The sequence below is a fragment of the Macrococcus equipercicus genome (genome assembly GCF_024205945.1).
Classification (GTDB): Bacteria; Bacillota; Bacilli; order Staphylococcales; family Staphylococcaceae; genus Macrococcus; species Macrococcus equipercicus.
This window is the reverse complement of the sequence record NZ_CP073809.1, coordinates 105,717-129,837: the sequence shown is the minus strand read 5'-3', so window position 1 is coordinate 129,837 and position 24,121 is coordinate 105,717. Positions and strand designations below refer to the sequence as shown.

Genomic DNA, 24,121 nt, shown 5'->3' with positions numbered 1-24,121 from the left:
TCCTCTATCATAACCTGTTATAGCTGGAATTTTTATTATTAACAGCTGCGTGAGCCTTTTACTCACTCATCAGTCATATGGATGTTAAACTAATAACATATTAAGATGATCGGAGGATATATCATGAGTAGTAATCAATGGAATTTTGACAATACTTATCTCACACTTCCTGATGACCTCTATACCCGTGAACAGCTTCATTTAGTCAGTAAGCCTGAAATTGTAGTAAAAAATATACAACTCGCACACGACCTCGGTCTTGACATAGCTATATTCGATTCACAAGAAATATTTGCAGGCAATTCACTGCCTGAAGGTGCTGAACCGATTGCTCAAGCTTATGCCGGGCACCAGTTCGGCCATTTCTCAATACTTGGAGACGGCCGGGCACTGCTGCTCGGTGAACATGTGACACCGGACAACGAGCGCTTTGATATCCAGCTGAAAGGCTCCGGTAGAACGCCTTACTCCAGAATGGGCGACGGACGTTCACCGCTTGCACCGATGCTGCGGGAGTACATTATTAGTGAAGCGATGCATGCCCTGGCTATCCCGACAACGAGAAGTCTCGCAGTGGCGACGACAGGCGAACAAGTCAGACGTGAAACGTCATTGCCAGGTGGTGTCCTGACGCGGGTCGCAGCGAGTCATATTCGTGTCGGCACATTTGAATATGCCGTCCGGCTGGAAGACAGCGAGGTTATTCAAGCACTGGCAGATTATACGATCAACCGCCATTATCCAGAACTCAATCGTGAAGAGAACAAATACCTCGCCCTGCTCGATAAAGTCATTGATCAGCAGGCAGCTTTAATTGCTAAATGGCAGGCAATCGGCTTTATTCATGGCGTGATGAATACAGACAATATGGCTATCAGCGGTGAAACAATCGATTACGGACCATGTGCTTTCATGGACGCCTTCAACCCGGGCACAGTATTCAGTTCTATCGATGTCCAGGGTCGCTATCAGTATCAGAATCAGCCGGCCATCGGACTATGGAACTTATCGCGCTTTGCCGAAACATTAGTCACCCTTATCGACCGTGATGAAGCAAAAGCGCTAGAACATGCTCAGCAGGCATTACAGCAGTATGAAAAACTCTATATGAACTATTATTTAACTGAGATGGGCCGCAAGCTTGGAATTCATTCTATAGCAGAAGATGATGATCAATTAGTCATCGACCTGCTGACGTTAATGGAAGAACATGAACTGGATTATACTGGTACATTGCGGACGCTCGCTGAGAATAAAGTTGAAAATATTACAATCCGTAACGAGCAGGCATTTACTGACTGGTATCAGCGCTGGCAGAAGCGGATCAGAACAGAAGACCGTCCTTATGAGCTGATGAAATCAGTTAACCCGGTCGTCATCCCTAGAAATCATCTTGTTGAAGAAGCATTGCAAGATGCGGCAGAACATAACGATTACACTCAATTCAATAAACTCGTTGAAGTCGTCACTGACCCTTATAACGAAGCACATGCTGAGAAATATTTATGTGGTCCTGAACCTGAAGAGCAAGTATTCCAGACATTCTGCGGAACATAACAATACCCCGGCCAAAGCCGGGGTATTTTTTGATAAATTCAGTATATCCTCATCCATTCAAATATTTCCTCATTTTATAAAGTCGAAACGGCGGCTGATTGATTACACCGGCAATTTCATAACCAACAGTTTTATACAGCTTCTGAGCACCATAGTTATTCTGCTTGACAGTGAGAGAGCAAATATTATGACCGTTAGCAGCGGCATAATCTTCTGCTGCTTTAAGCAGCAGTGTCCCTAACCCTACTCCTTGAAATTCAGGCAGTACAGCAATCATACTGATATGACACTCATTCCTCTCAGCTTCGTCCAACCGCAGCAGTGCTGTAATATGTTTAGGGTAATTAAATAACTGTGGAATAATTCGCAGCTTTTTCAGCCTCATAATATGCCATACAGTCATTAACGTCGTTCGTCTTAACATGTTAGCCGGCATCACAGTAACAGCACCTGCTGCCACGCCATTCTCTTCTGCCACCCATGTGTACTCATGACTGAAACGATTACCGGGCTGTTCATACAACTTCTGCATATATTTAATCAACTGAAGGCGGTCCGTAGTGCCGAACATAGCTTCACACATCTCACCGATTGCTAGATGGTTAAGGATCCCGGCTTGATCAGTAGGTTCAGCACGTTTGATAATCATCATATCTCTCCCTTTCAAGTACCTATGATTCAATTCAACACGAACGGGTAAATTGATATAGTTAGTAGTTTTTACCCATTTCTAATGATTATTAATGAAGGAGTGAAGAAAACATGGTTCAAATTAAGCGTGGAGACGACAAATTCTATATTGGTGACAAAGAAAGCCAGCCCCAAGGTGTCATGTCATTTCTTATTCAGGATAATGGAACAGTAGTGATTGATCACACTGAAGTCGACGGCAATTTGAAAGGTCAAGGCGTCGCTAAAGAACTCGTAGCTGCTGGTGTAAAAGAAGCGCGCGAGAAAAATTTAAAGATTATTCCTGAATGTCCGTATGCAAAGAAAGTGTTAGAAGAAAATCCGGATTACAAGGATTTAATCGTAGCAGAATAACAATGAGCTGGCCTGTAGGTCAGCTTTTTATATTGGGAAAGAAAGCGTTTTCTCTTGAACTTCTACTGATTACTTATACAATTGAATAAAGGAGATGACAAGATGACAGAAATTACGAGGAATTATTTAAAACAGCTCGATGCAAAAGACGGGCTCGCTAAGTTCAGAGATGAATTTTATTTGACGGATGATGTCATTTATTTTAACGGAAACTCACTTGGTTTAATGAGCAAGCGTGCCGAGTCTTCACTTTATGAAGTGATGGAGACGTGGAAACAGTACGGTATAGACGGCTGGATGAAAGGAAAACGGCCGTGGTTTTACTTTAACGATGAACTGGCTGAACTGATGACACCGCTTGTTGGTGCTGCGCCCGAAGAAATATGTGTGACCGGCTCAACGACAACGAATATTCATCAGATGATTTCAACGCTTTATCAGCCGACAGAAGATCGCTACAAAATTTTAGCGGATGAGTTAAATTTTCCTTCTGATATTTATGCACTGAAATCTCAGCTGCGGTTGAAAGGATTTGATGACACTGCTTTAGTTCAAGTCCGATCAAAAGACGGCCAGACATTGTTGACAGAAGATATTGTGGCTCAGATGACAGACGATGTCGCTCTTATCCTGCTGCCGAGCGTGCTCTACCGGAGCGGCCAGATACTTGATATGAAACAGCTGACTACTGCAGCACATAAGCGTGGTATTATTATCGGTTTTGACTTATGCCATTCAATCGGTTCTGTCCCTCATGAACTCAGTAAATGGGACGTTGATTTCGCGGTCTGGTGCACGTATAAACATTTAAACGGCGGCCCTGGCAGCGTCGGCGGTTTATATTTAAACAATAAGCATCACAACCATGCACCGGGCCTTGCGGGCTGGTTCGGTTCTGATAAGAACAAGCAGTTTGATATGGAGCATGTTTTCGAGAAAGCAATTGACGCCAGCGCCTATCAGATCGGCACGCCTCATATGCTGAGTGCCGCACCGCTGATCGGCGCACTTGAAATGATGACTGAAGCAGGAATTGATGCCGTACATGCTAAGTCTCTGCTTATGACCGATTTATTGATAGAGCTTGTGACTGAACATTTAGTGCCGTTCGGCTTTGTTATTACTACACCACTTGACCATAATATGCGCGGCGGCCATCTTTATATTGAGCATGAGGAAGCAGCACGTATTACAAAAGCAATGAAAGCAGCAGGTGTAATCCCTGATTTCCGTGCACCAAAAGGTATTAGAATGTCCCCTGTTGCTTTATATAATACTTTTACGGAACTGTATGATGCAGTGATGATTATCAAGACGATTATGACTGAGGAGAAATATAAGGAATTCGAAAATGAAAGAGAGGTCGTCGCATAATGAGCTGGATTGATATCTCGCAGCCGCTGACGAATCATATCGCCCACTGGCCAGAAGACCAGCCTTTTATTTATGAGACAACAGTGACAAAGGCCAATTCCGGTTCTGTGAACATCGGCCGCATTACAACGAGCACTCATATAGGAACACACGTCGATGCACCTTTTCATTATGATACAGCCGGCCGACGAATTCTTGACTTAGACATCAACCGTTATATCGGTGACTGCACCGTCATTGACTTGAGTGGCTATGATGCCATTTCAGCAGCAGCCCTTCAATCACAGCTGACTGAACGAGTGGAACGTGTATTGATCAAAACATCACTTCCTAACAATCCGGAACATTTCCCGGAAAATGTTCCTGGTGTCACTCGGGACGGGGCTGAATATTTGAATTCCCTCGGTGTTAAACTCATCGGTGTCGATACACCTTCAGTTGATGATATTTCAAGTAAAGCTTTAGAAGGTCATCATGCGCTTTATGAGCATGATATATATATTCTTGAAAATGTTATGCTGGACAACGTCACGCCCGGCAACTATGAATTGATCGCCCTGCCTCTTGCTTTAAAAGACGCTGATGGCAGTCCTGTCCGTGCAGTCATCCGACCAAAAGGAGTGGTGTCATGACCAAGCAGCATCAAGTATTTGAAGATGAGCCGAACATTCATACAGATTTCAGGAAAGACATGACATACAGCAGTTATCTCGGTCTGGAAACATTGCTTGCCAGTCACCATCCGCTTAGCGGTCATCATGATGAAATGCTGTTTATCACTGTCCATCACGTCAGTGAAATATGGATGAAGCAGCTGATTCATGAACTGACAGCTGCCGTCCATAACATTCAGCACGATCAGTTCGGCGAAGCATTCAAGAAACTTGCACGTGTGTCACAAATTCAGCAGCAGATCAAAAATGTGTGGGATGTGCTCTCTACATTGACGCCAAGCGAATATTTAGAGTTCCGTGATAAGCTGGGCCATTCTTCAGGCTTCCAGTCCTATCAGAACCGGGTGATTGAATTTTATCTCGGCTATAAGACAGATTATATACTGAAGATTTATTCACATGAACCGGAAATTCATGCGCAGCTGCTTGAAGCCTACAATACACCGAGCCTTTATGATGCGGCGATTCATGCCTTGCATCGTGCTGGATTTAATATCGATGCTGATGTCCTTGAAAAAGATCCCGCTATTACTCATACAGCGAACGACAGCGTGAAAGAAGCTTGGAAAGAAGTCTATAGAAACAGCGAAAAATACTGGCAGTTGTATGAACTTGCCGAAGAACTTGTCGATATAGAAGATTTATTTCAGCAGTGGCGGTTCAGACATATGAAAACCGTAGAACGCATCATTGGATTTAAAGTCGGTACCGGTGGTTCGCAAGGAGTCAATTATTTGAAGAAAGTGCTTGATCAATACTTCTTTCCTGAACTATGGCAGCTGCGAACTGAACTGTAATGAAAAATCTTATTTTATTAAAAAAGTGGCCTTCAAATGTGGTTTGAAGGCCACTTCTCGACAATTTTCACGGATTTTATAGAATTTTGGCCTTCAAATGTGGTTTGAAGGCCACTTCTCATTAATTTCCACAGATTTTATAGAATTTTGGCCTTCAAATGTGGTTTGAAGGCCACTTCTCGACAATTTTCACGTTAAATCTTTTCCTATTTAGCCGTGCTGTTTCGTTTTATAGATTTTAATCGCTATTGTATAGCCATCCAGTTCCAGCTTCAGTTCTTTATCGTTAATTATATCCTGTGCTGCAATAGCCTCTACTGCTTTTTGACGTGCTGCCCTCTCCACCTGGTTGAGGCGGTAGAAGTCCATCTTACGCTCACTCTTTTCGACTTCTTCTAGTTCTCGCTCGAGACGGTTTCTATCTGCTGTCTTCATCATTGAACTGCTATAATTGACTGGTTTATAGTTTTCCACTAGTTCTAAATCCGCTAAAATATCTGCTCTTGTTCTCATCTTTTTGCCACCTGGTTATTTTTAGTCACAAAAAAATAGCTCATCTTAAAATCAAGAAGAGCTATTAGAGAATCTTCTTATCTTTCAAGATATACTTGTTGGAATTAGCACAGTGCATAAGCCTGCTGCTGAGGTTTCATAGGGCCAAATCCCTCCACCTGCTCTGAATAAGATACGAGCTATTAATTTGTAAAGTGATTGTATCATACTACCTTCTATTTGTGTAGTATTAGAATGTTTTACCTAATGCTTCGCCGCGTTCAATACCATCCGCTTTGATTTCTTCTGCCTTGTCAGGATTTGCGTTATGGCCTTCAATAATCAGTTCTTCATATGACGGCACACCTGTAAAGTTCATGATCTGTTTTAAGTAACGGTTGCCAAATTCAAGTTCAGCTGCTGGGCCTTCTGAATAATAACCACCGCGTGCTTGAATGTGCAGTGCTTTTTTGTCAGTTAATAAGCCGACTGGGCCTTCAGCTGTATATTTGAATGCTTTGCCTGCGACTGCGACTGCATCGATATATGCTTTCATTATTGCTGGGAATGAGAAGTTCCAGAATGGTGTCACAAAGACATATTTGTCAGCAGCAGCAAACTGATCGCTTAATTCATTTAAACGATTGACTTTCTGCTGTTCAGTCTCAGATAATTTTGTGAACTCTTCACCAGACTGTAATTTACCCCAGCCGGAGAAAACGTCGCTGTCGATTAACGGGATGAATGTATTGTACAAGTCGATGTGAACGACTTCATGATCTGGATTAGCTGCTTTGTAGCTGTCGATGAATGATTGACCAGCTGCCATAGAGAATGAAATAGCTGCATCGTTTGGATGTGCTGTAATGTATAAAACTTGAGTCATAGTATTAACCGCCTTTATATATTTATTATATTTGATATATTTATTATACCAATTTAAATTACTGATGCAAGTCTAAAATTTGTAATTTGATTAAAAGTGTAAAACATTACTTTTCACGTCATTCTAATGATTTGACATCAATTTACAGGCTGATTAAAGTAAGAATCAATTAATCACATGAATATAAGGACTAACGGAGGAATAATATGGCGCGTGAAAAAAGAGTAAGAGAAAGACCGTCCGCAACGTTTTCAGATTTTTATCAGTTATTAAAACGGTCAGGGATTAAAAGAGGGTTATTTATATTAGGCATCGTACTGACTTTAATAGGGACTTTCAGTTCACTCGTTGTACCGATGTTGACTCAGCGGTTTATCGACGGATTTGATGCAGACTCTGTTACGACACAGTTGATCCTATTAATCGTCTTTGTCTTCCTGCTCAGTGCCGTCTTTACCGGCATTTCGAACTATGTATTAGCAAACGTCGGCCAAAGCATCATTAAAGGGCTGCGTGAATTAATATGGGATAAATTTTTAAGGTTGCCCGTCAGCTATTTTGACATGACAAAAAGCGGTGAATCTGTCAGCCGTATCGTTAATGACACTTCTGTTCTAAAAGATTTAATCACACGACACTTTCCGTCTGTCATCAGCGGTATACTAACTATTGTCGGCTCAGTCATCGTTCTTTTCATACTTGACTGGAAAATGTCGCTCTTAATGTTCATCGCAGTCCCTCTCGCTATTGCGGTCATTATTCCATTAGGCAGACAAATGACGAAAGTATCAAGGTCACTGCAAAACGAAACAGCAGATTTCTCGGGAAATCTACAGGAAACTTTGAGCGAAGTAAGATTAATGAAGTCGTTTAATGGAGAAGACGAGGAACGGCTTAAAGCACGTCGCGGCATTCAAAATCTCTATCATTTCGGGATGCAGGAAGCTAAAATTAACGCTTACTTATCCCCTTTAATGTCGACGGTTATGATGCTTATGATTTTATTGATTATTGGTTACGGCGGTATCCGTGTAGCGGACGGTACTTTAACGATCGGTAAACTCGTCGCTTTCCTGCTTTACTTATTTCAAATCATTATGCCGCTAACGACGTTCGGTTTGTTTTTCAATGAGTACAACAAAGCACTCGGTGCTACTGAACGGATTGCTGATATTTTAAAACATGAGGAGGAACCGAATACCGGGACACATCATGAACCCCTCGAATTCGGTGCACTGCATTTTGATCAAGTAAGTTTCAGTTATACTGACGGTACACCGGTGCTTACTAATATTACATTTGATGCCGACCGCAATCAGACGGTTGCTTTTGTCGGACCGAGCGGCAGCGGTAAATCAACTATTTTTTCTTTAATTGAACGTTATTACGAGGTCGACAGCGGCGCTATTGAAATAGATGGTGTCAATATTAAAGATATTCCTATGAACGTGCTGCGTGACAATATCGGTTTTGTCGCCCAGGAAAGCGCTATTACATCTGGTACGATTCGCGACAATATTTTATACGGTTCGCGTCCGGGCGAATACAAGGAAGCGGATATTGAACAAGCCATTGAACGTTCATACGCTAAAGAATTCATCGATGAGCTGGAAGACGGACTGGAGACAGAGGTCGGTGAACGCGGTATTAAGTTATCAGGCGGTCAGAAGCAGCGGATCAGCATCGCTCGAGCATTTCTGCGCAACCCCAAAATTTTAATGCTGGATGAGGCGACGGCAAGCCTGGATGCAAGAAGCGAAAAGTATGTGCAGGATGCTTTGACTGAATTGATGCAGGGAAGAACAGTGCTGGTCATTGCGCACCGGCTGTCAACGATTATTAATTCCGACAACATCTATTTTATTGATAACGGTCATTTAACAGGCAGCGGCACACATCAACAGCTCATTGCCTCACATGATATGTACCGAGTTTTCACGGAACAGCAGTTTGACCATTAACATTTTCAAATAATAAGAGCATTCCTATTGTTTAGGAATGCTCTTATTTTCTCCAGAATGTTTTACAATCTTTTTTATCTTCAATATTGAAGTTAATGATTTCTGTCAACAAGTCATAGCCTACGTTTTCAGAAAACATAATGCGAAACCGATAATGTATGTGCAGTGATAAGCGCGCATGACTGGTTCCATTTCACTTCCTTAAATTTCAATGACATACAACGCATTCGCTACTTCTTGTTGTAAATCATCAGACCGCCACTGTCTTGTATAGCCGAGACACGCACAAATGTAAGTAATACCCCGCTCAACTAGTGTTTTTCGGAAGTGGACATGACCCATAATGCTGTATTTAACAGCGTACTTGTTATAAATGTCATCAAAGTCAGATGTTCCAATGTAAGCATTATAAAAATCAAAGATTCTATGAGGCAGCGGCACAGTAAATTTCTTGTCTGTCACCATATGCGTCATCAAAATAATATGCCGGTCACCCATTTGTTCGATATCTCGCCGCACTGTTTCCGCAAATGCTCTGGACACTATTTTATCCGGCGCCTTCCAATCTATATACAGTTTGTCCTGCCAAGTGCTTCCTTTAAACTTCCCTGCAGCAAGCTTAGCCTCAGCAAAACGCGTGTCCGCATAACTATAATTGTACCAGCCGCTATGACCGACTACCGCCCATTGATCATTGATAATATAAGGCCGCTCAATCAGACATTCCGGCAGCTGCTTGAAATAATCATGGACGGCTAATGTATTGAGCTCGTCTTCACTTTGCCAGTAGTCATGGTTGCCAGGTACGAACAGCACATCCATATTCAGCTGATGTTTTAGTGCCACAATAAATCGATAGGACAACTCATAATCATTCGACATATCTCCCGCGACTAACAGCAACGTGACATCCCGCCGGCTCACTTCTGCTGACAGCACTTTGACATAATCATCAAAGGTCCGCTTCGTGTCCCGGTCAAAGTGCAAATCAGAAATAACTCCTATCTTCATTATTAACCCCTCATTTTATCGTCCTTAAAGCTTCATATTCCTCGTTTCTTTAATTACTCTAAAATGCATAAAAAATGAAAATAATGCCATGACAAACAGCGACAGTATTGCTAATCTGCTTGCCAGCGGTCCGTAATCACTGAAGACCCAGGTAATCGTACCGTAAATAAACGGTCCCATGACAGCAGATAATCTGCCGCTCATCGAAAACAGCCCAAAAAACTGACCTTCATGGCCTTCAGGAGATAATTCAATAATCAATGTTCTTGAAATCACCCATATTGATCCCATCGCAATGCCGAATAATATGGCACACAGGTAAAACCACTCTTTCGCAAGCGGCAGACTGGCAAGCACTAATGCCAGCATTAATATTAAAGCAACCCATTGCAGCGCCTTGACTGAGCCTATTCGTTTAGAAATATAGCCGAAGACAAAGGCACCGATAATACTGAACACTGTCGCCATCATAAATATTCCGATAAACGCACTGTTTGAGAAACCGACGACTGTTGTGGCATAAGGCTGCATCATGCTGATGGCAGTTGCCAGCGCATCATTTAAAAAGAAATAAACAATTAAAAATAAGTAAATGGCCGGCTCGTTCTTTGCCATTTTAAAAGTGGTAACTACTTCCTGATAGCCTGACAATAAAGAAGATGACTGCTGAACAGTAGTCGATGGGTCAGCACCGTCTCTGCCGTACAAAAATATCGGGATGCTGAATAACAGAAAGAGCAGTGCTGTCGGAATAAATGTGTCACCTGGATGGTCCATACCGACAAGCCACATGATGCTTAATACGCCTACAAGTGTTCCGAGATAGCCGAGTGCAACGCCGAACCCAGAAATAATCGCATGATCTTCTTTCGGTGCGAGTCTGCTCATCATGGCATCATAAAAGACAAGACTCGAGTTATAGCTGAATTTAGCGATAGTAAATAAAATGATGATCAGCAGAAAAGATAACGGCACACCGAAAACTTTTCCATTTAACTGTGAATCGTATGTTATACCCATTAACACTGTGCTGATAAATACGAGAAGACTGAACCAGATAATCCACCGCTTCTTCTTGTTCGTCCGGTCGATGTAAACACCATAAATCGGACTTAAAATGATCAGCAGCAGGGCGGCAGCACTGGCCGAATAGGCAATCCACGTAGAAGCCAGCTGCTCGGTCACCGGATCTTTGCCAAGCTGTTCGGTGACAAACTGAGGAAAGAATAATGTAATGATATTCGCGCTGAAAATCGTATTGCTGAAATCGTATAATGCCCAACTTAATACAGGTACAGACAGCATCAATCTAATATCGCGTTTCATATAAAACTCCTATCATTTGTCAGTAGTTATTCCCCCTTATTATAACCGACAGTATAGTCATTAGACACTACTACCTTTATTGCATGAACTATAGAATAGACATATACTGAAGAATATATATCATATTTCAATAAAGGAGCTGTTTCTTATGAGACCATCACTTCTGCCCGTTAAACCTATCAGTCAATTAGCTCCTAAACCTATGATTATGGGCTGTGAAGGCGTTGCTGCTGCTATGATTCTGCAGTATAATCACCATTCGATTCCTGCGAGTGACTTAATGAAACAGTGGCCGACGCATCCTGACAACCCCGAAATCGGCTATGTAGGACATCCTTTGATGATTAAACCCGGCGTCCATCAGACGATTTTCCCGTCTGCGCTTGTTCCTTACTTACAGCAATTCGATTCGGCTATCATCGATGGCTCTGGTCAGCCTTTGTCTTATCTTGAAACCGTGCTGGACGGCGGACAGCCGGTCATGCTGTACCATACTCATCTCGGTGTACCGCCTATGAGACGACGCTTTAAAACAAGCAGCGGCTTGAAACACTGGGTATCCAATATTCATGTAACCGTGCTGATCGGTTACGATGATCGCTATTATTATTTCATTGATCCATTATGGATGCAGTTTCACCAGCTGTTGCTGCCTGCACTATGGCCAAGCAAACGGCAGATTCATAGAATGCGTAAACAACGACTGACAAAGAGCTATGACGCACCTGGTCGCATGTGCCTTTACAAACAATCTTAACCCAATTTAACGAGGTGCTTTATGAATTTCAACAGTAACAAAATCAAATTACCACTGCAGCTGACAGCTGTTATTTTAATCAGCATTATTGTCACCGTCATGCTGGTAAAAGAACTTTCTGCCATTAATTTACGGCAGACGATTAATGCCTTTAGAGACATGTCCACCTTATCTTTAGTCGAGCTGATTTTGCTCGGTCTATTGTCGGTCATGGTTTTGACACTCTACGATTTCATTCTGACGCGTGCACTGAAAATCAATATGCCGGTCAAACATACGGCGGCTGTCAGTTACATTATTTGCACACTCAATAATATTCTCGGCCTCGGTGGCTTTATAGGGGCGGGTTTAAGATTTTTTGCTTATTCACCGTTTACAACTGACAAAAAGCAATTGTCAAAATCCATTACTTTGTTACTATTTTCCATGCTCAGTGGTCTCAGTGTCTTATCTCTATTGATGGTGTTCGATGTCTTTGATATTTCTTCACTTACTCATCATGTTTACTGGAGTAAGTATATTATTTATGTCGGCAGTCTATACTTAATATTTTATATTCTCTGGTCTATCATCAAGCCTGCCATTCCCGGCAACCGCTGGCTCGGCCTGCAGTTTATCATGGTGTCTCTCCTTGACTGGTTGAGCATTATTTTATTGTTCTACTTCATTCTGCTGACGCTTGATATTAAAATCAGTTTCACTGTGCTTGCCGGCATGATTGTCACAGCCGCTCTGGCCGGCATACTTAGTATGATGCCTGGTGGATTCGGCACGTTTGACCTTGTTATACTGATTAACCTTAAAGCATACGGTATTCCTGAAGATAAGGTATTACTTTCACTACTGCTGTATCGAGCTGTCTATTATTTCTTTCCGTCGCTCGTAGCACTTGTCCTTTCTATTGTTGTCTATAAGGAACCTGCAAAATCTTATTTAGAAGAGAACAGACTTATTAATTCAGCAATGGAAACAACCTCTTTCTTTAAAGGACTGCAAAAAGATATGCCTTATCAGTTTCAAGGTATTTTGCTGGCATTGTTCTGCATTATTACCAGCGTCATTTATTATTTCAATCATTTTCTAATTATTTATGATGCACTCTATACAAATCAATACACTTATCATTCCATCATTATTGTGTTCCATATAACTGCGAGTCTTGCGCTGCTGATCTGCTCAAATGGTGTGATGCACAACACAAAACGTGGTATTTTGATGAGCATTATTTCAACATTGATGTTGATTGCAACGACCGCCCTATCGTATGGTACTATTATTTCTTACAGCTGGCTTGCGCTGTTGACGCTGATGCTCGGCTATCGGTACAGTAAAGCAAAGTCAATCAAGCGAAGCATCACCCCTATTACCGTACTTATAAGCATTGTGGTCATTGCAGCTATTTTAATAATCAATCAATGGCTGACTGTTAATATTCTTGATTTATACAACTCTAAAATCAACAATTTCAACCTGACATTACTCAATGTACTGGCGTGGATAGCCATCCTGCTGTACTTACTGGTTGGAATGATTATCACACGTTCCTATTCAAAAAGATATGACAGCCTGCTGAATTGTCCTGTTAGTTATGAGACGTTATGCGGCATTATATCGGAATACGGCGGCAATTATGTCAGCCATCTTTCACTGAGCGGCGATAAATCATTCTTCATCAATGAAGAGGCCGATGCTTTCTTGATGTACAGAAAAACAATGAACGCCTGCATTGTGCTTGGTGATCCAATCGGTAATTCCGATAAGTTCATAGAGCTGCTCAACAACTTTTATGATAAAACCACTTTTCTCGGTCACGATGTTGTCTTCTACCAAGTCCAGGAAAAATATATGTCGCTTTATCATGAATACGGCAACAGCTTCTTCAAGCTCGGTGAAGAAGCATTGATTGATTTAAGCACATTCACCGTCAGCGGCAAAAAACAGCGCGCATTCCGGGCGACGATGAACAAAGTAGAAAAAGAAGGCTATCATTTTAAAATCATCGAACCACCATTAACAGATGCGGTTTATTCACAACTAAAAGCAGTCAGTGACCGCTGGCTCAGCGGAAAAGAGGAAATGAGTTTCTCTGTTGGCTCATTTAACCGTGATTATCTTAATCAGGCACCGATCGCTGTTATTGCGAGTGACACGGAAATTGCGGGTTTCTGCAGTTTAATGCCGACTTATTATAACGGCACATTGTCAGTGGACTTAATTCGCTGGCGCCCAGAAATGGACATGCCGATGATGGATGCACTCTATCTTTATATGCTGCAGTATGCCCAGCAGCAAGAATATACTTACTTCAATATGGGGATGGCAACATTATCGAATGTCGGTCAGAACCGGCATGCCTACATACGGGAAAAAGTAGCAGGCAATGTTTTTGAACATTTCAATAACTACTATAGTTTTCAAGGGCTAAGGAAGTACAAACAAAAATTCAATCCATTATGGGAGAGCCGTTATTTAGTTTACCGGAAGTATACGTCTCTTGCCTGGAATCTTATTCGAGTCAGCATCACTATCAATAAAAAACAATAGGGAGCCCTCGGGCTCCCTATTGTTGTCTTATGACTTTCCCCGGTCTTACTGCTTTGTACCATTCGAGGCACAATAGAAAGATGATCGCATAATCAATGAGATCACCACCGTAGTACATCACCTGCGCTCCGACTTGTGCATCAGGTCTGCTTACACCTGCCGGCGGGTAAGGATAAAGCGACTTTGCTAATATTTGATGGGCTGCCAGCGAAATGATCAGGACGATAGCCCGATATTTAAAGCTGAAGCGATGAGCGATAGGATCGATATAGACGAAGGCTGCGGTGAATAAATAACCCGCCAGAAAAATATGCAGATGAACGAGCAGCAGTATAATAAGCGACTCATGCATCAAGTGATATAAATCCGTCCGATAAAGCACCCATAACCCGCCAACATTTAATATAGCGGCAGTGACAGGATGAGTAATAAATTTGACGTAACGTGCTGATAATAGCCTCGTCACCTGCCTGGCATGTTTGACCTGCAGACTGCGCAGCAATAGTGTCATCGGCGCAGACAGCACTAACAATAAAGGCGCCAGCATGCCAAGCATTAAATGGCCATACATATGAAGAATGAAGCTGCTATGCATCCGGTCAGCTAATGGTCCGACCATTACAGCCGTGGCCATCACAATACCTGTCACCCAGCACAGCAGCCGGTAGATTGGCCATTTTCGAAGTCGCTGCTGACTCATAATCATCAGATGAAGATAGTAAATAATGAGTATGCCGGCTGCCGCTAGTATAACTAATGACAACGGCAGCGGCAACATGTGGTTCATATGGTTCATTTCGTGCCCTGCTTCTCAGCATGTCTAGCGAGCATAAAGCCGCCAATGAGTAACAGCAGCGCTACAATATGCCAGCCAATATCATAGACGATTAAATTGTCAACGTATCTAATCTGATGAATGCCGAACAGCTTATGGTTGATGGTCCCATCAAACAGCTGAAAGGTTCCCATCCCCATCAGCACGTGTCCTATCCAGAATTTCCAGTCCATTAAATGACGGCGCCTGAAATCAGCCAGAAGAAACAAGCCGAAAATCAGCACAAATCCTGCTCCTGAATTTAATAACCCATCTGAGACAATACCGATTGTCTCCGTAGACTTATCATAGAAATGATGCCAATGCAGCAGCTGATGAAATACTGTTTCATCAAGAAATGCAACGAGCCCTAAGCCGAACAAAAAGCCTGACCAGCGGCTCTGTTTCGTATAAGCGGATGCGGTATGTTCACTGGAAAGTTGGTTCATAATGATCCCTCCGTTTTCTTATTGCACTCATACCCTCATTTACCAATAGTTGTACATTATAAAAAAAGCTGCAGTCCGCTGCAGCTTTTTAATTATTTAACTGTAACAAGAAAGTGTTCTTTAATTAACGTTTCCAGCAGTACGGGCAGTTCTTCAAAGGCATTTTTCTTATTGAGGCGCTCAGTCACTTTATGAGCATCTTTGCCGATCGGCCCGCAGTTCAGCACAGGGGCATTATTAGCTTTAATATCATCAAATGGAATATGATATGTTTTATTGAATGACGGCGTATTATGTTCATAAATAGCATCACTTGTACTGTCCGCATCATATTTCGCGTAGCTGAGGTCACTGATGCCATTGAAGTAATGAAGTCGTTTGCTTTCACGGCCGAACTCACGCACTGATGTTGCATTGGCAGTCGCCACTAATGATTCAATCAGTGGTTCAAATGATGAATTGACCGCCGGATAATAAGGCGGTGCAAAGAATGTGACAACAGCCGGTGTAATAGATTTGCATAATGTCAATAAATGATCAACGACATGAATATTCTGCAGATAAAGCTCTGGATAAGTTTTCAGTACATTGTCGATTTCCTCGTCAACACGCGCTTGACCGAACTGACTGACCGCTTCTTTCACCAGTTCCTCATACGTCAGCACCGGGACATCAATCGTATAATCGACGCCTTCCGCTGCCATAATATTATTGTAATCTGCTGCGCATCTTGTCACTGCATCTCTGACAATGTTATTAAACGTATTGAACACATCTGCCGCTGTCTGCTTGAATAAGAAGACATTGAATAATGCTGCCGAACGGAATGGCGTCTGCACATCATAGTAATCTTTCAAATCTTTGTTCATCAACGATACAGGAAGCGGTGTTGCTTCGTCTTCAAAGTGTTCTTTAAACTGTGCATTGAACTCCATCGCCTGGTTGATGTAGCTCAGCATGAAGTTTGAACTGACACCGCTCATTGGTGTACCGACATGCGTTTCTCTACCGTAGCATAAGACAGACGGCATAATCTTACCGATAGAACCGGAATAAACATAATGCGCATGGTCAGTCGATGACTGCTGGAATGTCGGTTCGCTGTTTAAGTGCAGCATAATCTCCAGCCCTTCTGCCTGACGGAGCTCATTCAGCCGTGTCATCGCTGTACGCATCCCGAGTGAATTGACTTCTTCATCCGGCACAGTCAACAGCACTAAGTTAATATCCCATGACTCTGCGATGGCTTTTTCAATCAATGATAAGTGCAGCATTAGTCCCGGCTTCATATCCATAGAGCCGCGGCCGAAGAAATAAGCGTCGTTCTCCAAATCTTCTACAGCTGACTCATCAAGATAAGAAGCATCCTTTTTGAAAGCTTCTGTCACTGCATCCATATCAAAGGCAAGCTCCTGATAGTCACTGAAATCATCAATACCTACTGTGTCATAGTGGCTGATCAGAACAATGGTCTGTTTAGAAGCAGGTGCTTTGTAATAACCCATCACAGAATGTCTGCCGTCACCGGTCGGCGCAAGAATGACCTGCTCCTCGTGTTGTTTAAAGTAATCAAGCTGCTGCAGCAGTGCTTTCACTAAATACGGGAATGTCTTTTCCCCTTCAGAAAGCGTAATACTGTCATGTTTAACAATTTGTTTAAGTAATGCCTCTCTGTCTGCTGCTGTCTGCCATAAATAGCCCATTGTTTATGCCTCCTATTAATACCTATGTAAAGGTTTTCATTATATTATTATCATACTAAAGTCAATATCACAATACGAAGAGCGGGATGTGGTCACTGAAAAGAGTTATGATTGTCTCTCCTACGTATTCCATTTGAAATCTTCTTCAAGTTCTGTTCTTACCACTGACTGTCTTTGTCAAAGAATATTTCAATTTTAACTTGGTTATTTGTTAGCTTCAGCTTAAGACGTCCTATAATAAATTTCAAGCACATCATAACCACCTTTAATATTAACAATGTTTTTATATCCTTTTGCTTTTAATAAACTCATTGCAATAGCACTTCTCACACCTGTCTGGCAATGAACATAGATGATTTCATTTTTATCGTAAGGTACTACCTCTTTTAAAAGTTTACCATAATGCAAGTGCTCCGCTTCCTCGAAGTGAGAATCATTCCATTCTTGAGCTGTTCTAACGTCCAGAATATTAATAGTCTGTTTATTCAGTGCTTTGAATTCATCTGGTTGAATTTGTTGATAGCTTTTTCCCTTGACCTTGTTTGCTGTAGTGTAACCAATCACTTTATCAAATCCAATTAATTTTAATTCTGCTGCTGCTTGCTGCACTTGCTCAAAGTCACCTATAAATTGAAGCGGTTTTTCATAGTCGACATACCAGCCGGCGAAACTTAAAAATTTACTGTTATAAGGAATATTAATACCATCACTTGTGTTCTCAGCAAACACTTCTTTAGCACGTAAATCAATCGTTCTTGCTGCCGGATCCAACTGATCAACAGGTGCAATAACACCCATATGATACGGCTTTACGCCATCACGGTTAATGCGTTTCATTTCTTTGAAATAATAAGGTGGTTCTGGTTGTTCACTTGTTAATGCAGCGATGAACTGCTCTTCATCTTGGTATTGAAATGCCCAGCTGTTAATACGTTCATAACCTAACGTCGTCACTGGAACTGCTCCTAATGATTTTCCGCTTTCTGAACTGGAAAACAGAATACATGAATTTAACAAAGAAGATGACTATATCATTATTTGCTGCTCAGGAAATAGAAGTAATACTGCTTGTCAATTATTGAATGCTCATAGTGTTAACGTAACAAATGTCGCAGGCGGCATGATAGAATGGAATCGTCTACAATGGCTGCAACTGTTATATTGTTAGCCCTTATTGGAGCAGTAGGTGCATTTATTTCGGGCCTTGTGGGAATTGGAGGAGCTATTATTATATATCCACTGGTGCTCTTTATCCCGCCCCTGTTCGGCATAAATACGATAAATGCCCACACCGCTTCTGGACTTACAGCAGCTCAAGTATTTTTCAGTACGATGAGCGGAAGTTACAGTCAGCGGAAAAGTCCGGACTTAAACCGCTCAATTATTATCCCAATGGGAGCAGGTATTCTTCTTGGCAGTTTATTAGGAGCATATAGTGGATCACTTTTTGATGCTGCTCTTATTAACACAGTCTATACATTTTTAGCTATTCTTGCGGTCGTTTTAATGTTCTGGAAAGTACGACCTGAACAGACAAAATATCGCTTTAACGCTATTTTATTGTTTATCACTGCCTTAATAATCGGTTATGTATCCGGCATTGTCGGAGCAGGCGGTGCATTCATTCTTGTACCCGTTCTACTGGCGTTGTTTAAGGCACCTTTTAGAACTGTTGTGACAAGCAGCATCGTTATCGCTTTTATCTCATCAACAGGAACTTTTCTGATGAAATCGATGACTGGAGACGTAGATTTCTTCTTAATGCTCCCACTTATTATTTCAAGCCTTATCGTTGCACCTATTGGCACACGTATGTCCCAGAAGACCAATCAAAATGTATTGCGTTATATTCTTGCTGTTTTGATTGCATCAGCTGCCATTAAAATGCTCATGGAAATTTTATAAAAAGCCTTTGTATGAGTTGTTTGACAATTATGAATTTAACCGCGTATGATAAACAATATTTAAATAACAAACTTATCCAGAGTAGTAAAAAAATAGATTTCGTTGATGTGACTTACTACGAGGAATTGACTACTATTCTTAAATGGACGGATAAAAAGATTCATCACCGGTTATTTCTATACTGGGGCCTCATGTGAATTACGGCATCGATAAAGTAGTCGTACCGCAGAAACTATTTGGTCTTTATCCATTCGACTGGATAGATACTTTACATCCATACGCTGCAGCAATCAAAGGACCTATAACTATACCGACTTCTCGTCATACACAAATTGACGAGACTCAGCTTGCTCAAGCACCGCTTGACGCGTTAGCCTATCATCCAGTGCTCGGACCGGACATTATTGTCGCTAGAGAACGACATGACTTATATATTTTTGGACATTTCGAATAGGAGGCAGACACGTTACAGAACGAATACACGAGAGATGTCGGCAAAGGACAGACGATTGATTTACCTTATAATTATTTCCCGGAAAATGATACGACAAGGCGACCGGTCAACTACTGGCAACAGAGCGGCAAACAGCTATTTGCAAACTGGCTGAGCCTTATCCCCGTACATGAAAATACACTATAGCCGCTCCTCTAAAATATAAAAAAGCGAAGTGAAAACAGTTGTTTTCACTTCGCTCTTATTGATATTTATTTATTTCACACTTTCCTGTTTGTGGTAGCCTCTTATAAAGAAGTAAGCTGCAACAACACCAAGGAAAATAAAGCCGATGATTACTGAGACGCGTGTATCTACGTTGATCAGCATGCCGATTAATACCATTACTAAAAATGCAATCGTTAAATAGTTAGTAAATGGCGCACCCGGCATCTTGAACGGATGGTTTTCAATCAGTTCCGGATGTTTCTTTCTGAACTGAATATGGCTGATTAAGATCATAAACCAAGGAACCATACCCGGTAAGATAGAAGCACTATATACATAGACGAAGATGTTAGATGACCCTTCAATAAACATTGGTAAAATAACATTTAGTATAACTCCGACAAAAATACCGATTGAAATAGCAAGTACCGCATAAACAGGAACACCATTTTTCATGACTTTAGCGAACGTACGTGGCATTTTGCCTTCTTGAGACAATGTAAAGACCATACGGCTTGAACTGAAAATACCTGAGTTACAGCCTGACATGGCAGCTGTAATTACTACGAAATTGATTAAACCAGCAGCAATAGTAATACCGATTTTAGCGAATGTAGCAACAAACGGGCTGCCTACATTGCCGAGTTCATCCCAAGGATAGACTGTAACAATAACAAAGATAGCGCCAATGTAGAAAATAAGAATACGCCATACAATGCTGTTAACAGCTTTAGTAATGTTCTTTTGTGGATCTTTCGTTTCACCGGCAGTAATACCGATTAGCTCAACCCCTTGATACGCACCGACTACTAATGATAATGCAAAGAATAAGCCTGTCCAGCCGTTCGGGAAGAAACCACCGTGTGCTGTTAAGTTGCCAAAACCAATGGCGTGTCCGCCATTGCCTAGACCAAAGAAGATTAAACCGAAACCAGCAACAATCATTAAAATGATAGTTACTACTTTAATCATAGCGAACCAGAATTCAAACTCACCGAATGCTTTAACAGAAATCATGTTAGCAGCAGCGAGTGTCACAATAACGATAAGACCCGGAATCCATGTCGGTAAATCCGGCCACCAGAACTGCATGTACTGGCCGACTGCGATAACTTCACTCATTCCGACAACAACCCACTGGAATATATTGCTCCAGGCAGTCATGTAACCTGCGACAGGATGGATATAATCACTGGCATAATTCGCGAAAGACCCAGTGGTCGGAAACAGGTATACTAACTCGCCCATTGCCCGCATAATGAAAAATAAAAACAGACCTGCGATAAGATATGCGAAAATTGCTGAAGGTCCTGCCCATTTAATTGTGCTTGAAGCACCCATAAATAAACCAACACCAATTGTCCCGCCTAATGCTATCATTTGTACTTGACGGGAACTAAGTCCTCTGTGTAATTGATTATCTTCCATAAGATATTTGCCTTCTTTCTTCAATTGATAAATCATAAGTGACTATTTTCTACCTCTCTATTATACATAATCTTTACAAAAATGAAACAATTACTTGAAAGCGTTTCCGCTTTAAGGGGCTAAAATCGCAAACTTTTTCAAACTTTGCATATTTAAAGAATCATTTTATGAAAAAAATCAGTATTCATCAGCATTATTATAATAGTGTTTACAATAACTTAAGTTTCAGTTAGTTAAGCCGTTATCATTAAAACGCTCCAATAGTGCGGACCGTAATTTCCAGCGCCTCAAATATTTTTAAGACTTGCTTATAATCGTCTGAAGACGCAGCAATTTGGCATTGAATAAGAAAGTGATAGCAGCCAAACTGCTGCTTCGTCGGTCTTGATTCAATCCATGATAAGTTGATGTTATACAGATTAAAGACATTCAATATATTAGCGAGCAGCCCTGGTTTATCGACTTTCGGTGTCAATAACAGCAGTGCCTGCGTCGTCGGATGACTGGTTTCCTGATGAGACAGCACTAAAAAACGTGTCTTGTTATAAGGATAGTCCTCTATATGTTCTGTAATAACCGGATAAGCTGTCGTGCTTTGATGTGGAATGATCGCCACTGTTTCGTGATCGATGTAATTCAGACTGTCTAGTGATGAATCGGAATGTTTAACGTCCAGTTCATAGTCCGTAATAAACCGCTTCGTCTGACTGATGATCGGGGCGATTGAGACAACCGATGAGATGTGTTCCATCGATGGTGTCAGTCCGACGACATCAAACGCAATATCCAAATACACTTCACCGATCACATGCAGCTGATTTTCTATCAATTCATCAGCTATTAAATTAATAGTCCCTTCGATGGCATTTTCAATCGGTACGATGGCTTGACTGTTCGTATGTTGATTGAACTGTTCAACGACTTCATACAGCGACTGACATGGAACAAGATCAGCATGAGGTTGATATTTCACTGCTGCCTGATAGCTGAATGTTCCTTCCGGTCCTAAGTAATAAACTTTCATCTTCATTCATCCTCTATAACAAATTAAAAACGTCTGTAATTGATTTAACAATACCCTCCGGACGAAGGGTTGTCCATCAACTACAGACGCTGTACTATTATTTCTGCAAGTTTTCCTGTCTTAAAGGTTCCGGATAGTCTTCCAGCCAGAACTTTGCAGTTGGTAATTCTGCAGGATCCGGACGATAAACTGCATTCCGTCCTGATCCAAGCGCTTTCTTCTGGGCTTCATAATCTTTAAGTGCTTTAACAGCAGGCTTATGAAGAATCCAGATGGCAATGACATTCAGCCAGGCCATCAAGCCGACACCTAAGTCCCCTAGATTCCAGGCAAGTTCAGCAGTTTTCACTGCTCCGTAAAGCGTTGCAGCAATTAATAATAACCGGGCGATATTAAAGCCAATTTTTGTTGCTCCCTCACTTTGTCCACGCATCAAGTAGGAAACGTTTGTCTCCGCAATATACGAGTAGGCAAGAATAGTTGTGAAGGCGAAGAAGAATAATGCCACTGCAACAAAGTATGAACCAAAACCAGAGAAATTCGGATCAAATGTGTAGTTGCTTCCCTGCAGCGCTTTGTCTACCCCTGCCTGCACGTACATCGCCGTACCGGAGTAATCTTTAGTACCGTCAGCTGCCTGTGTATAAATGCCGCCATCTTTAATTAAATGCGGAGCACCACTTTTATCCGTTGTGCCATCTGTTGTATTGTAAGTACCTGCTAACAGCACGATTAATGCTGTCGCTGTACAGACAAATAATGTATCTACGTATACTGAGAATGCCTGCACAAGACCTTGTTTCGCCGGGTGAGAAACTTCAGCCGCAGCTGCCGCGTGAGGCCCTGTCCCTTGACCCGCTTCATTAGAATAAAGACCACGTTTTACACCGATTTCAATCATCGCACCGAAAATACCGCCGAATGCTGATTCTAAATTAAATGCTGATTTAAAAATCAATGCGATTAATCCCGGCACTTCATTAATATTCAACACAAGAATAATCAATGCCATTAAAATATATAAAACCGCCATGAACGGGACAACTGCTGTCGCAACACTTGCAATCCATTTAACACCACCGAAAATGATTAACGCAAGAATCAATGCAAGAATGACACCAACAATCCACTTATTAAGACCGAAAGCATTATTCATGGAATTCGCGATAGCATTGGATTGAACACCTGGCAATAATAGACTTGTTGATAAAATAGTAACAATAGCGAAGACGATTCCGTATATTCTACCGAATTTTCCTTTGATCCCTTCTTCTATGTAATAAGCAGGACCTCCGCGGTACTCGCCTTTTTCTTGACGCTTATAAATCTGACCGAGCGTTGATTCGATAAACGCAGAACTCGCACCAAGAAAAGCAGTTGCCCACATCCAGAACACTGCACCGGGACCACCGATAAAGATGGCAGTAGAGACGCCGACGATGTTCCCTGTTCCGACCCGACCTGCAAGCGATAAGGCGATTGCCTGAAAGCTGGAAATACCAGCAGCAGATTTTTCACCCTGGAACATTAAGCGAACCATTTCGCCGATATGCCTGACCTGGAAAAACCGCATCATGAGTGAAAAGACAATACCTGTAAGTAACAAGCCGTAAACTAATGGTTTACTCCAAACTAAATCCAACAGCCAGCTTACTAAACTTTCCATCTAAATCATCTCCTTTTGTGTACAATACAATTTGCATAGATTATTATT

The 24,121-nt window shown here is 41.7% G+C and carries 22 protein-coding genes, 1 pseudogene and 1 riboswitch; of the genes and pseudogenes, 11 read left to right on the top strand and 12 right to left on the bottom strand.

Translation table 11 applies throughout. From position 1 onward, the window contains the following. Nucleotides 1–123: 123 nt before the first annotated feature. A complete protein-coding gene (locus tag KFV11_RS00650) occupies nt 124–1,557 on the top strand; it encodes a protein adenylyltransferase SelO (RefSeq protein WP_254250052.1) in 1,434 nt (477 codons plus the stop codon). 49 nt (nt 1,558–1,606) lie between these two features. On the opposite strand, the gene KFV11_RS00645 is transcribed toward KFV11_RS00650, so the two are convergent. Then, a complete protein-coding gene (locus tag KFV11_RS00645; protein WP_254250051.1) occupies nt 1,607–2,206 on the bottom strand; it encodes a GNAT family N-acetyltransferase in 600 nt (199 codons plus the stop codon). A 113-nt stretch (nt 2,207–2,319) separates the two neighbouring features. On the opposite strand from KFV11_RS00645, the gene KFV11_RS00640 reads away from it, so the two are divergent. The 4 genes from KFV11_RS00640 to kynA all read left to right on the top strand — a co-directional run bounded on the left by KFV11_RS00640 (nt 2,320) and on the right by kynA (nt 5,446). Then, complete coding sequence (locus KFV11_RS00640) at nt 2,320–2,601, top strand: GNAT family N-acetyltransferase (RefSeq protein ID WP_254250050.1); 282 nt, start codon at nt 2,320–2,322, stop codon at nt 2,599–2,601. Nucleotides 2,602–2,703: 102 nt separating this feature from the next. Then, nucleotides 2,704–3,975 (top strand): kynureninase, encoded by a 1,272-nt coding sequence (kynU, locus tag KFV11_RS00635; RefSeq protein ID WP_254250049.1) that lies wholly within the window; start codon nt 2,704–2,706, stop codon nt 3,973–3,975. After that, nucleotides 3,975–4,607 (top strand): arylformamidase, encoded by a 633-nt coding sequence (gene kynB / locus KFV11_RS00630; protein WP_254250048.1) that lies wholly within the window; start codon nt 3,975–3,977, stop codon nt 4,605–4,607. Before kynU ends, kynB begins: the two co-directional genes overlap by 1 nt. Then, nucleotides 4,604–5,446: a tryptophan 2,3-dioxygenase gene (kynA, locus tag KFV11_RS00625; RefSeq protein WP_149458980.1), complete on the top strand. Its 843-nt coding sequence runs from the start codon at nt 4,604–4,606 to the stop codon at nt 5,444–5,446. Before kynB ends, kynA begins: the two co-directional genes overlap by 4 nt. Before the next feature lie 210 nt (nt 5,447–5,656). Here kynA and KFV11_RS00620 read toward each other — a convergent pair whose 3' ends face one another. Together KFV11_RS00620 and KFV11_RS00615 are read right to left on the bottom strand one after the other, a co-directional pair. Then, entirely contained in the window at nt 5,657–5,959 is a 303-nt protein-coding gene (locus tag KFV11_RS00620) for a hypothetical protein (RefSeq protein WP_254250047.1), read from the bottom strand. 74 nt (nt 5,960–6,033) lie between these two features. Next, nucleotides 6,034–6,133: riboswitch (SAM riboswitch) on the bottom strand. Between the two features lie 55 nt (nt 6,134–6,188). Next, complete coding sequence (locus KFV11_RS00615) at nt 6,189–6,824, bottom strand: FMN-dependent NADH-azoreductase (RefSeq protein WP_254250046.1); 636 nt, start codon at nt 6,822–6,824, stop codon at nt 6,189–6,191. Between the two features lie 206 nt (nt 6,825–7,030). Here KFV11_RS00615 and KFV11_RS00610 point away from each other — a divergent pair, with 206 nt between their 5' ends. After that, nucleotides 7,031–8,785, top strand: coding sequence for an ABC transporter ATP-binding protein (locus tag KFV11_RS00610; RefSeq protein WP_254250045.1), 1,755 nt, complete (start codon nt 7,031–7,033; stop codon nt 8,783–8,785). Nucleotides 8,786–8,986: 201 nt separating this feature from the next. Here KFV11_RS00610 and KFV11_RS00605 read toward each other — a convergent pair whose 3' ends face one another. Together KFV11_RS00605 and KFV11_RS00600 are read right to left on the bottom strand one after the other, a co-directional pair. Continuing rightward, nucleotides 8,987–9,796, bottom strand: coding sequence for a metallophosphoesterase (locus KFV11_RS00605; RefSeq protein WP_254250044.1), 810 nt, complete (start codon nt 9,794–9,796; stop codon nt 8,987–8,989). Between the two features lie 24 nt (nt 9,797–9,820). After that, nucleotides 9,821–11,122: an MFS transporter gene (locus KFV11_RS00600; RefSeq protein WP_254250043.1), complete on the bottom strand. Its 1,302-nt coding sequence runs from the start codon at nt 11,120–11,122 to the stop codon at nt 9,821–9,823. 148 nt (nt 11,123–11,270) lie between these two features. Between KFV11_RS00600 and KFV11_RS00595 the strand changes: the two genes are divergently transcribed. Further along, nucleotides 11,271–11,879: a C39 family peptidase gene (locus KFV11_RS00595; RefSeq protein WP_254250042.1), complete on the top strand. Its 609-nt coding sequence runs from the start codon at nt 11,271–11,273 to the stop codon at nt 11,877–11,879. Nucleotides 11,880–11,900: 21 nt separating this feature from the next. Then, nucleotides 11,901–14,423: a bifunctional lysylphosphatidylglycerol flippase/synthetase MprF gene (gene mprF, locus KFV11_RS00590; protein ID WP_149458973.1), complete on the top strand. Its 2,523-nt coding sequence runs from the start codon at nt 11,901–11,903 to the stop codon at nt 14,421–14,423. A 16-nt stretch (nt 14,424–14,439) separates the two neighbouring features. On the opposite strand, the gene KFV11_RS00585 is transcribed toward mprF, so the two are convergent. The 4 genes from KFV11_RS00585 to KFV11_RS00570 form a co-directional block, all read right to left on the bottom strand. Then, the gene (locus KFV11_RS00585; RefSeq protein ID WP_149458972.1) at nt 14,440–15,219 is read right to left on the bottom strand and encodes a cytochrome c oxidase assembly protein; all 780 of its coding nucleotides are present in this window, start codon (nt 15,217–15,219) and stop codon (nt 14,440–14,442) included. Continuing rightward, nucleotides 15,216–15,686, bottom strand: a complete 471-nt coding sequence (locus KFV11_RS00580) for a DUF2243 domain-containing protein (RefSeq protein WP_149458971.1) — start codon at nt 15,684–15,686, stop codon at nt 15,216–15,218. The genes KFV11_RS00585 and KFV11_RS00580 overlap by 4 nt, the downstream gene beginning before the upstream one ends. A 92-nt stretch (nt 15,687–15,778) precedes the next feature. Next, a complete protein-coding gene (locus KFV11_RS00575; protein ID WP_254250041.1) occupies nt 15,779–17,389 on the bottom strand; it encodes a M20/M25/M40 family metallo-hydrolase in 1,611 nt (536 codons plus the stop codon). Nucleotides 17,390–17,611: 222 nt separating this feature from the next. Further along, nucleotides 17,612–18,343, bottom strand: a complete 732-nt coding sequence (locus KFV11_RS00570; protein WP_254250040.1) for a rhodanese-like domain-containing protein — start codon at nt 18,341–18,343, stop codon at nt 17,612–17,614. 34 nt (nt 18,344–18,377) lie between these two features. Between KFV11_RS00570 and KFV11_RS11730 the strand changes: the two genes are divergently transcribed. The 3 genes and pseudogenes from KFV11_RS11730 to KFV11_RS00560 all read left to right on the top strand — a co-directional run bounded on the left by KFV11_RS11730 (nt 18,378) and on the right by KFV11_RS00560 (nt 19,934). Further along, nucleotides 18,378–18,557: a rhodanese-like domain-containing protein gene (locus tag KFV11_RS11730; RefSeq protein WP_149459106.1), complete on the top strand. Its 180-nt coding sequence runs from the start codon at nt 18,378–18,380 to the stop codon at nt 18,555–18,557. Next, nucleotides 18,533–19,294, top strand: coding sequence for a sulfite exporter TauE/SafE family protein (locus tag KFV11_RS00565; RefSeq protein WP_254250039.1), 762 nt, complete (start codon nt 18,533–18,535; stop codon nt 19,292–19,294). The genes KFV11_RS11730 and KFV11_RS00565 overlap by 25 nt, the downstream gene beginning before the upstream one ends. A 193-nt stretch (nt 19,295–19,487) precedes the next feature. Then, a pseudogene (locus KFV11_RS00560) lies at nt 19,488–19,934 on the top strand (homoserine O-acetyltransferase/O-succinyltransferase family protein). 69 nt (nt 19,935–20,003) lie between these two features. On the opposite strand, the gene KFV11_RS00555 reads toward KFV11_RS00560, so the two are convergent. From KFV11_RS00555 to KFV11_RS00545, 3 genes are all read right to left on the bottom strand, one after another. Further along, nucleotides 20,004–21,383 (bottom strand): amino acid permease, encoded by a 1,380-nt coding sequence (locus tag KFV11_RS00555; RefSeq protein ID WP_149458966.1) that lies wholly within the window; start codon nt 21,381–21,383, stop codon nt 20,004–20,006. A 247-nt stretch (nt 21,384–21,630) separates the two neighbouring features. Further along, on the bottom strand, nt 21,631–22,413 hold the full coding sequence (locus tag KFV11_RS00550) for a prephenate dehydratase (RefSeq protein ID WP_254250038.1): 783 nt from the start codon (nt 22,411–22,413) through the stop codon (nt 21,631–21,633). Between the two features lie 91 nt (nt 22,414–22,504). Next, entirely contained in the window at nt 22,505–24,073 is a 1,569-nt protein-coding gene (locus KFV11_RS00545) for an alanine/glycine:cation symporter family protein (protein ID WP_254250037.1), read from the bottom strand. Nucleotides 24,074–24,121 lie beyond the last annotated feature (48 nt).

Coding starts and splice junctions, on each gene's coding strand:
- KFV11_RS00650 (WP_254250052.1), top strand. CDS start 124: ATGAGTAGTAATCAATGGAATTTTGACAATACTTATCTCACACTTCCT.
- KFV11_RS00645 (WP_254250051.1), bottom strand. CDS start 2,206: ATGATTATCAAACGTGCTGAACCTACTGATCAAGCCGGGATCCTTAAC.
- KFV11_RS00640 (WP_254250050.1), top strand. CDS start 2,320: ATGGTTCAAATTAAGCGTGGAGACGACAAATTCTATATTGGTGACAAA.
- kynU (WP_254250049.1), top strand. CDS start 2,704: ATGACAGAAATTACGAGGAATTATTTAAAACAGCTCGATGCAAAAGAC.
- kynB (WP_254250048.1), top strand. CDS start 3,975: ATGAGCTGGATTGATATCTCGCAGCCGCTGACGAATCATATCGCCCAC.
- kynA (WP_149458980.1), top strand. CDS start 4,604: ATGACCAAGCAGCATCAAGTATTTGAAGATGAGCCGAACATTCATACA.
- KFV11_RS00620 (WP_254250047.1), bottom strand. CDS start 5,959: ATGAGAACAAGAGCAGATATTTTAGCGGATTTAGAACTAGTGGAAAAC.
- KFV11_RS00615 (WP_254250046.1), bottom strand. CDS start 6,824: ATGACTCAAGTTTTATACATTACAGCACATCCAAACGATGCAGCTATT.
- KFV11_RS00610 (WP_254250045.1), top strand. CDS start 7,031: ATGGCGCGTGAAAAAAGAGTAAGAGAAAGACCGTCCGCAACGTTTTCA.
- KFV11_RS00605 (WP_254250044.1), bottom strand. CDS start 9,796: ATGAAGATAGGAGTTATTTCTGATTTGCACTTTGACCGGGACACGAAG.
- KFV11_RS00600 (WP_254250043.1), bottom strand. CDS start 11,122: ATGAAACGCGATATTAGATTGATGCTGTCTGTACCTGTATTAAGTTGG.
- KFV11_RS00595 (WP_254250042.1), top strand. CDS start 11,271: ATGAGACCATCACTTCTGCCCGTTAAACCTATCAGTCAATTAGCTCCT.
- mprF (WP_149458973.1), top strand. CDS start 11,901: ATGAATTTCAACAGTAACAAAATCAAATTACCACTGCAGCTGACAGCT.
- KFV11_RS00585 (WP_149458972.1), bottom strand. CDS start 15,219: ATGAACCATATGAACCACATGTTGCCGCTGCCGTTGTCATTAGTTATA.
- KFV11_RS00580 (WP_149458971.1), bottom strand. CDS start 15,686: ATGAACCAACTTTCCAGTGAACATACCGCATCCGCTTATACGAAACAG.
- KFV11_RS00575 (WP_254250041.1), bottom strand. CDS start 17,389: ATGGGCTATTTATGGCAGACAGCAGCAGACAGAGAGGCATTACTTAAA.
- KFV11_RS00565 (WP_254250039.1), top strand. CDS start 18,533: ATGGCTGCAACTGTTATATTGTTAGCCCTTATTGGAGCAGTAGGTGCA.
- KFV11_RS00555 (WP_149458966.1), bottom strand. CDS start 21,383: ATGGAAGATAATCAATTACACAGAGGACTTAGTTCCCGTCAAGTACAA.
- KFV11_RS00550 (WP_254250038.1), bottom strand. CDS start 22,413: ATGAAGATGAAAGTTTATTACTTAGGACCGGAAGGAACATTCAGCTAT.
- KFV11_RS00545 (WP_254250037.1), bottom strand. CDS start 24,073: ATGGAAAGTTTAGTAAGCTGGCTGTTGGATTTAGTTTGGAGTAAACCA.